This is a genomic window from Micromonospora sp. S4605 (assembly GCF_003176715.1).
Taxonomy (GTDB): domain Bacteria; phylum Actinomycetota; class Actinomycetes; order Mycobacteriales; family Micromonosporaceae; genus Micromonospora; species Micromonospora echinaurantiaca.
Genome location: NZ_QGSW01000077.1, coordinates 23,968 through 31,058, shown reverse-complemented (window position 1 = coordinate 31,058; position 7,091 = coordinate 23,968). Strand labels below are relative to the sequence as shown.

Annotated in this window: 6 protein-coding genes; all 6 read right to left on the bottom strand. The window is 73.8% G+C overall.

The annotated features are described in order from the left end of the window. Positions 1–1,249: arginase family protein (locus DLJ47_RS04490; protein WP_233257652.1), on the bottom strand; the 1,249-nt coding region annotated here is incomplete at its 3' end. A gap of 66 nt (positions 1,250–1,315) precedes the next feature. Further along, entirely contained in the window at positions 1,316–2,224 is a 909-nt protein-coding gene (locus DLJ47_RS04485; protein WP_109898832.1) for a tetratricopeptide repeat protein, read from the bottom strand. Positions 2,225–2,418: 194 nt separating this feature from the next. Then, on the bottom strand, positions 2,419–4,107 hold the full coding sequence (locus DLJ47_RS04480; protein WP_109898831.1) for an acyl-CoA mutase large subunit family protein: 1,689 nt from the start codon (positions 4,105–4,107) through the stop codon (positions 2,419–2,421). Between the two features lie 109 nt (positions 4,108–4,216). Continuing rightward, a complete protein-coding gene (locus tag DLJ47_RS04475; protein WP_109898830.1) occupies positions 4,217–4,630 on the bottom strand; it encodes an Asp23/Gls24 family envelope stress response protein in 414 nt (137 codons plus the stop codon). Between the two features lie 211 nt (positions 4,631–4,841). Then, the gene (gene meaB, locus DLJ47_RS04470) at positions 4,842–5,777 is read right to left on the bottom strand and encodes a methylmalonyl Co-A mutase-associated GTPase MeaB (protein WP_393351789.1); all 936 of its coding nucleotides are present in this window, start codon (positions 5,775–5,777) and stop codon (positions 4,842–4,844) included. Between the two features lie 80 nt (positions 5,778–5,857). Next, the gene (locus DLJ47_RS04465) at positions 5,858–7,057 is read right to left on the bottom strand and encodes an acetyl-CoA C-acetyltransferase (RefSeq protein ID WP_109898829.1); all 1,200 of its coding nucleotides are present in this window, start codon (positions 7,055–7,057) and stop codon (positions 5,858–5,860) included. Positions 7,058–7,091 lie beyond the last annotated feature (34 nt).

Below are 7,091 nucleotides of genomic sequence, written 5' to 3'. Positions count from 1 at the left end.
GGTCGGGGTCGGGGTCGGGGTCAGCAGACGCTTCGGTCATGGCCAGCGGGTTGCGGCGCAGCAGCCCAGGGCCTGCGGCCGCGGGCGGCCCGACCGGCTCCAGCTCGGCGGAGGAAGCCGCGACAGGCTCCAGCCCGGCCGCGACGGCCGCCCCGGACAGGCCGACCCGCTTCAGGCCGGCCGGAGGAGCGGCCGCGCTCGGGTCCGGCTCGGTCCGCCGGTCGGCGTCCACGGCGCCGCGCGGCGGGACGACCCGGGCGGCGGACCGCCCGTTGCCCGGCCGGACGGAACGGGTGCTCGACGGACCCGGCAGCAGCCGCGGCGGCACCGCCTCCGGCGCGCTGACCGGGGCGAGCCCGGCCACCACCGTGTTGACGATCTCGGCGGCGTACGCGCCGTCCGGGTCGTAGTCGGGGTCGAAGACGGTCAGCTCGACGCCGAGGCAGTGTGGGGTGTCGACCAGCCCGGCCAGCAGGATCTCCAGCTCGGCGAAGGCGATCCCGCCCGGGTCGGGCGCGTCGACCGCCGGCATCACGGCCGGGTCCAGCACGTCCACGTCGATGTGCACCCAGTAACCGGCGCAGTCGGCGAGCTGCTCGTGCGCCCACTGCGCGGTACGCGCCGCACCCTCGGCCCGCAGCGCGGGCACCGGCCGGGTGACGATCCCGGCGGCCTGGAGGTCGAGCCGGTACTCGTCCTGGGCCCGGATACCGAGCACCACCACGTCGATGTCCCGGAAGTAGGGGCGGCGCCCCTCGATGGCCGCCAGGTCGGCCTGCCCCCGGCCGGTCACCAGGGCGAGGTCCTCGCCCGCCGCGGCGCCCACGTAGGAGGCGTTGCCAGGGTGCCGGAAGTCGGAGTGGCCGTCGACGAAGACCAGCCCGATCCGGCCGCCGACCGCCTCCCCGAGCCGGTGCATGGCCAGCGCCGAGCCGAGCAGGATCGAGCAGTCCCCGCCGAGGACCAGCGGGAACTCCCCCCGGTCGATGATCGAACCGATCCGGTCGGCGAGCGCCACCGAGTAGTCGGAGATCTCCCGGGCGTGGCAGACCCCGTCGCCCGGCCGCCAGTCGCCCGGGTCGTAGCGCGGCGGGGTCAGGCAGCCGGCGTCCCGGGCCCGCAGCCGGGCGAGCAGGTCGTGGTCGCGCAGCGCGCCGGGCGCCTTGGCGCAGCCCGGCACCGAGGTGGCCGTGGGCGGGCGCAGACCCAGGTTGGACGGCGCGTCGAGGACGGCGATCCGGCGCATCATGGGCTCCCGTCCTCGGTGGTCGGGCGGGCCGGCCGGGACGCCGGCCCGCGCTGGCGTGCTACGTGCTCAGAACAGCGCGCTGGCCAGGGCCCGGCGGGCCGAGGCCACCGCGGGGTCCTCCGGACCGGCGATGGTGAACAGTCCGACGAGGTGCTGGCGTACCTTCTCCCGGTCGTCGCCGGCGGTCCGCCGGACCACGCCGACCAGGCGCCGGTAGGCCTGCTCGGCCAGGCCGCTGAGCACCTCGATGTCGGCGGCCAGCAGCTGCGCGTCGACGTCGTCCGGGTTGGCCTCGGCGGCGGCGAGCGCCGCCTGCGGGTCGGCGCCGGCCACCCGGCGGGCCAGGCCGACCTGGGCCAGGCCGGCCTCGGCCGCGACGTCGGTCGGCGAGTCGGCCAGGATCTTGCGGTACGCCCGCTCGGCGGCGTCCAGGTCGCCGCTCATCAGGGCGTCGTCGGCCTCGTCGAGGCGGGGGTCGGTCGGCTCCGCCACGGTCACGCCGCCGGCCTTGAGCACCGCCTGGATCCACTGCCGCAGCTGCGCCTCCGGCACCACCCCGGAGAAGGCGTCGATCGGCTGGCCGCCGACCACCGCGTAGACCATCGGGATGCCCTGCACCCGGAACATCTGGGCGATGCGCGGATTGGCGTCCACATCGATCTTGGCGAGCACCCAGGCGCCGCCACCCTCGACGGCCAGCCGCTCCAGCACCGGGGAGAGCTGCTTGCACGGCTCGCACCACTCGGCCCAGAAGTCCACCACGACCGGTGTGTTCAGCGAACGTTCGAGGACCTCGGACTGGAAGGTCGCCTCGGTCACGTCGATGACGGTGACCCCGCCGCCGACGGCGCCGCCGGGTGCACCGGCGGGGGGACCGGCCTGGGCCGGGGTCGGACTCGGGGCAGGGGTGCGCAGCGCGCTGAGGTCGACCGCGCCGCGGGTGAAGATCGACGAGGTGATCCGTGGGTCGCTCATGGTTATCTAGTCTCGCACGCGCGCGGCCCAACTCCGATCAACCGCGACGGCGACAGTTGCAGTTCTCACCCTGCTCACCGCCCTTGTGGGCGGTTCGGCCCGGCAGCGCCGCGAACCCGTCCCGGAAGGCCCGGCAAAGGGTACGAATACCCCGGTTGCCGGGCCGCCGGAGCGGGAGCGTGGGTGCGGACGGATCAGAAGCGGGCGGGCTCCCGGTAGACGCCCCACTCGGCGCGCAGGGCGTCGCAGATCTCGCCGAGGGTGGCCTCGGCGCGGACGGCGTCGAGCATCGCCGGGATCATGTTCCCGCCGGTCCGGCTGACCTCGACCATCCGCGTCACGGCCGCCTTGACCGCCGCGTCGTCCCGGGCCGCCTTGCGCTCGGCCAGCACCCGGCGCTGCTCCAGCTCCACCTCGTGCGAGATCCGCAGGATCTCCAGGTCCTTGGCCACTGTGCTGGTGTGGCAGTTGACCCCGACGATCTTCTTCTCGCCCTTCTCCAGCGCCTGCTGGTAGGCGAACGCCGACTCGGCGATGTGGCCGGTGAACCAGCCGTCCTCGATGCCACGCAGGATGCCGGAGGTCATCGGGCCGATCTGGTGCGGGCCCTCGCCGCCGAGCTGCCGGATCCGGGCGAAGATCTCCTCCGCCTCGGCCTCGATCTTGTCGGTGAGCGCCTCGACGTACCACGAACCGCCGAGCGGGTCGGCCACGTTGGTCACCCCGGTCTCCTCCATCAGCACCTGCTGGGTACGCAGGGCGATCTCGGCGGACTCGTCGGTGGGCAGCGCGAGCGTCTCGTCCAGGGCGTTGGTGTGCAGCGAGTTGGTGCCGCCGAGCACCGCCGCAAGCGCCTCGACGGCGGTGCGCACCACGTTGTTCACCGGCTGCTGGGCGGTCAGCGAGACCCCCGCGGTCTGCGTGTGGAACCGCAGCCAGAGGGCCTTCTCGCTGGTGGCGCCGTAGACGTCGCGCAGCCACCGGGCCCAGATCCGGCGGGCGGCCCGGAACTTGGCGATCTCCTCGAAGAAGTCGACGTGCGAGTCGAAGAAGAAGCTCAGGCCGGGAGCGAAGACGTTCACGTCCAGCCCACGCGACAGCCCCAGCTCGACGTAGCCGAACCCGTCGGCGAGGGTGTACGCCAGCTCCTGCGCGGCGGTCGAGCCGGCCTCGCGGATGTGGTAGCCGGAGACCGACAGCGGCTTGTAGCGCGGGATCTCCCGGGCGCAGTACTCCATCAGGTCGCCGATCAGGCGCAGGTGCGGCTCCGGGTCGAAGAGCCACTCCTTCTGCGCGATGTACTCCTTGAAGATGTCCGTCTGCAGGGTGCCGTCCAGGGTGGACAGGTCGGCGCCCTGCCGCTCGGCGGCCACCAGGTACATGCAGAACACCGGCACCGCCGGGCCGGAGATGGTCATCGAGGTGGTCACGCCGGCCAGGTCGATGCCGTCGAAGAGCACCTCCATGTCGGCCGCGCTGTCCACCGCGACCCCGCAGTGCCCCACCTCGCCGAGCGCCTGCGGGTCGTCCGAGTCTCGCCCCATCAGGGTGGGCATGTCGAAGGCGACCGAGAGACCGCCGCCGCCGGCGCCCAGGATCATCTTGTAGCGCTCGTTGGTCTGCCGCGCGTTGCCGAAGCCGGCGAACTGCCGGATGGTCCAGGTCCGCCCCCGGTAGCCGGTCGGGTAGAGGCCCCGGGTGAACGGGTACTCGCCCGGCCAGCCGATCCGCTCGAAGCCTGGGTAGGCGACGCCCTCCGGCGGCCCGTAGACCGGGTCGACGGCCATCCCGGAGAGCGTGGTGAAGTCGGCGTCCCGCTTGCGCGCGGCGTCGTACCGGGCCTGCCAGCGTGCCCGTCCGGCTGCGATCTCGTCGGCGTTCATCCGCGGGGCTCCTCCTCGAGCTCTCGACTGCACGTCGAGTGTAGGCCGGGAGCCTGAACGATCGCTAAGGGAAGTCGTACCGGCCGGTAACCGGGGGCGCCCCGGAGGCTCAGGTGGTCGGCGCGGCGGGCTCGCCCAGGGCCACGTCGTCGACCCGGATGTTGACCTCGTCCGCCCGCAGCCCGTACGCCTCGACCGCCTCGGTCACCGTCGCCCGGACCGCCTCGGTCACCTCGGGCACCGTCCGGCCCGCCTCGATCACGATGACCAGGTTGACCACCGCCGCACCGTTGGTCACGTGCGCCGAGGCGCCGCGCGTGGCGTCGCCCACCTTGTCCAGCCCGACCCGGTCGAGCACCGAGTTGAAGAACCGTGCCACGTCGCCGCCCAGCTCTACCACCCCGGGCACCGACCGCGCGGCGGCCACCGCGATCTTCTCCACCACCTCGTCGGAGACGGTGGTCGTACCACCCGCCACGGCGTCCGGCGTCACCGACAGTTCCCGCGTCGCCTCGTCGCTCATGCCGGCACTCCGCTGCGCTCCGTGCCGTCCTGAGGCACCACCGCACTGCGTTGCTGATTCGCTCGCTGACGCTCGCTCATGCTCTCCCACCCGGCCGCACACCCCGCCCCACGCCGACCGTGGAGCGGTGCGAGCGTACTAGTTCCGGACGGTCCGGGGTGGACACGGCACCGGGCCGGGCGGGGCCGGCGGGACGGTACCCGTGGGACGGTCAGGAGCCGAGCTGGCTGAGCAGCTCGTCCGCCGCCGCGTACGGGTCCAGCGCCCCCTCGGCCACCTTCGCGGCGAGCGCCGGCAGCTCCGTACCGTCGCGCAGCGAGCCGATCCGGTCGCGCAGCACGCCGAGCGCGATCGCCTCGATCTCGGCGGCGGCCCGCGTCTCCTGCCGACGGCGCAGCTCGCCGTGCTCGACCAGCCAACCGCGGTGCTTGTCGATCGCGGCCGCGATGTCGTCGATCCCCTCGCCGCGCGCGGCGACGGCGCGCACCACCTGCGGGCGCCACTGGCCCGGCCCGCGCTCTCCGAGCGCGATCATGCCCTGGATGTCGCGCACCGTGGCGTCGGCGCCGTCCCGGTCGGCCTTGTTCACCACGAAGACGTCGGCGATCTCCAGGATGCCGGCCTTGACCGCCTGGATGGCGTCGCCCATCCCGGGGGCGAGCAGCACCAGCGTGGTGTCGGCCAGCGAGGCGACCTCCACCTCCGCCTGCCCGACCCCGACGGTCTCGACCAGCACCACATCGCAGCCGGCGCCCTCCAGCACCCGGACCGCCTGCGGGGTCGCCGCGGAGAGCCCGCCGAGGTGGCCCCGGCTGGACATCGACCGGATGTAGACGCCCGGATCGGTGGCATGGTCCTGCATCCGCACCCGGTCGCCGAGGATCGCGCCGCCGGTGAACGGGCTGGACGGGTCGATGGCCAGCACGCCCACCCGGTGACCGCGGGCGCGCAACGCCCGGACCAGCTCGTTGGTGGTGGTGGACTTGCCCACGCCGGGGGAACCGGTCAGCCCGACCACCTGGGCCTGGCCGGCGTACGGCGCCAGCGCCGCGGCGATCCGCGGCAGCGTCTCGTCGCCGGACTCGACCAGGGTGATCAGCCGGGCCACCGCGCGGGGGTCACCCGCGCGGGCCCGCTCGACCAGCATCGGCACGTCCCGGCTGCGGCGCACCGACCCGGTGCCCGCCGCCGGGACGCTGTCGACGGTCTCGCTCACGATCGCGTCGCTCACTGACCGCTCTCGCCGGCGGCCGGGACGTGGATGATCAGCGCGTCGCCCTGGCCACCGCCGCCGCAGAGGGCGGCCGCGCCGGTGCCGCCGCCGCGCCGCTTCAGCTCCAGCGCGAGGGTGAGCACCAGCCGGGCGCCGGACATGCCGATCGGGTGGCCCAGCGCGATCGCCCCGCCGTTGACGTTGACCTTCTCCGGGCCCACCCCGAGGTCACGCATGGACTGGATGCCGACCTGCGCGAACGCCTCGTTGATCTCAATCAGGTCCAGGTCGTCGACGCTCAGCCCGCCCTTGCGCAGCGCGTGCTGGATGGCGTTGGACGGCTGCGAGTGCAGGGAGTTGTCCGGGCCGGCCACGTTGCCGTGCGCGCCGATCTCGGCCAGCCAGGTCAGCCCCAGCTCCTTGGCCTTGGCCTTGCTCATCACCACCACCGCCGCGGCGCCGTCGGAGATCGGCGAGGAGCTGCCGGCGGTGATGGTCCCGTCCTTGGTGAACGCGGGACGCAGCTTGCCCAGCGTCTCGGCCGTGGTGTCCGGCCGGACGCCCTCGTCCTCGCTGATCACCAGCGGGTCGCCCTTGCGCTGCGGGATGACCACCGGGGTGATCTCCTCGGCGAAGTGCCCGTTCTTCTGCGCGGCGGCGGCCCGCTGGTGGCTGGCCGCGGCGAACTCGTCCTGCTCCGCGCGGCTGATGCCGTGCTTGGTGCCGAGCCGCTCGGTCGACTCGCCCATCGAGCAGCAGTCCCAGGCGTCGGTCAGGCCGTCCAGCGCCATGTGGTCCTTGACCACCACGTCGCCGTACTTGTAGCCGCCGCGCTGGCCGAGCAGCAGGTGCGGGGCGTTGGTCATCGACTCCATGCCGCCGGCCACCACGATGTCGAACTCGCCGGCCCGGATCAGCTGGTCGGCCAGGGCGATCGCGTCCAGGCCGGAGAGGCAGACCTTGTTGATGGTCAGGGCCGGTACGGACATCGGGATGCCCGCCTCGACCGCCGCCTGCCGGGCCGGGATCTGCCCGGCGCCGGCCTGGAGCACCTGACCCATGATCACGTACTGCACCTGGTCGGGGGCGACGCCGGCGCGCTCCAGCGCCGCCTTGATCGCCACGCCGCCGAGCTTGGTCGCCGGGAGGTCCTTGAGGTTGCCCAGCAGGCGCCCCATGGGGGTCCGCGCGCCGCTGACGATCACCGAAGCCATACCTGCCTCCGAGGGGGGTGCCGACCTGTACGCC

Excerpts from the sequence above, each read along its gene's own strand:
- DLJ47_RS04485 (WP_109898832.1), bottom strand. The coding sequence starts at position 2,224 with ATGAGCGACCCACGGATCACCTCGTCGATCTTCACCCGCGGCGCGGTC.
- DLJ47_RS04475 (WP_109898830.1), bottom strand. The coding sequence starts at position 4,630 with ATGAGCGACGAGGCGACGCGGGAACTGTCGGTGACGCCGGACGCCGTG.
- meaB (WP_393351789.1), bottom strand. The coding sequence starts at position 5,777 with ATGCTGGTCGAGCGGGCCCGCGCGGGTGACCCCCGCGCGGTGGCCCGG.
- DLJ47_RS04480 (WP_109898831.1), bottom strand. The coding sequence starts at position 4,107 with ATGAACGCCGACGAGATCGCAGCCGGACGGGCACGCTGGCAGGCCCGG.
- DLJ47_RS04465 (WP_109898829.1), bottom strand. The coding sequence starts at position 7,057 with ATGGCTTCGGTGATCGTCAGCGGCGCGCGGACCCCCATGGGGCGCCTG.